This is a genomic window from Streptomyces sp. C, from assembly GCF_000158895.1.
GTDB lineage: Bacteria > Actinomycetota > Actinomycetes > Streptomycetales > Streptomycetaceae > Streptomyces > Streptomyces racemochromogenes.
Map to the genome: position 1 here is coordinate 1,398,958 of NZ_GG657750.1, position 1,098 is coordinate 1,400,055.

The window sequence follows — 1,098 nt, forward strand, 5'->3', positions numbered from 1 at the left end:
CCGGGGGCCGAGCCGGGTCAGCGGCGCTTGCCGGCCAGCTTGGCGGCGCGCTCCTTCAGGCCCCACTGGGTGACCCGCAGGAGGGCCTCGACCACGATGTCCTTGCTCATCTTGCTGTCGCCCAGCTCGCGCTCGACGAAGGTGATGGGCACCTCCACGACGCGGAAGCCCTTGCGGACGGCCCGGCGGGCCAGGTCCACCTGGAAGCAGTAGCCCGCCGAGGCGACCTCGTCGAGGCCGAGCCCCTCCAGGGTTTCGCGGCGGAAGGCGCGGTAGCCGCCGGTCACGTCGCGGATCGGGACGTCCAGCATCAGCCGGGAGTACGTGGACCCGCCGCGGGAGAGGAACTCGCGGCTCTTGGGCCAGTTGACGACGCGGCCGCCCGGCACCCAGCGGGAGCCGAGCACCAGGTCGGCGCCGCCCAGGGCGGTGAGCAGCCGGGGCAGTTCCTCCGGCTGATGGGAGCCGTCGGCGTCCATCTCGACGATGACGCCGTAGCCGTTCTCCAGGCCCCAGGCGAAGCCCGCGAGGTAGGCGGCGCCGAGGCCCTCCTTGCCCTTGCGGTGCATGACGTGGACGTGGTCGTCGGCGGCCGCCAGCTCGTCGGCGAGCTTGCCGGTCCCGTCCGGGCTGTTGTCGTCCGCGACCAGGATGTGGGCCTCGGGGACGGCGGCGCGGACCCGGCCGGTGATCAGGCCGATGTTCTCGGCCTCGTTGTACGTCGGAATGATCACCAAGGTGGTGCCGAGCGGTCCGTACGTCCGCTGCCCGCCGTCGCTCACTGGTTCCCCTTGTGTGTTCTTCGTCCGTCCCGTCACGACAGGATGATTTTAGAACAGCCGGCGACCGGGTCCGGCGGCCCTTCGGGCCGGACCGGCTCCCGCTGGCTGCGGGCCGCCGTGACCGTTGTCTACTGGGCCGCCGGGCCCGGTCCGGGGCCACCCTGGCCCGGTGGGCGCCGGGAGCCGCCCCCACCGGCGAAACCTTCCCTCGCCCCCGAGGCGCGGGCGCGCGGAGCGGACGGAGCCGTCCGGTGGGGACGTCCTGTGGTGGGCCCGGCCGAACCTATCCGGGTGCGGGCCGCCCGTACCGCACCGA

At 73.5% G+C, this 1,098-nt stretch carries 1 protein-coding gene; it reads right to left on the reverse strand.

The genetic code is table 11. The features are described 5' to 3' along the window. Positions 1-17 precede the first annotated feature (17 nt). Positions 18-782 carry a polyprenol monophosphomannose synthase gene (locus tag SSNG_RS06095; RefSeq protein WP_042800610.1) on the reverse strand — a complete coding sequence of 255 codons (765 nt, stop codon included), beginning with the start codon at positions 780-782 and terminating at the stop codon, positions 18-20. Between the last annotated feature and the right edge of the window lie 316 nt (positions 783-1,098).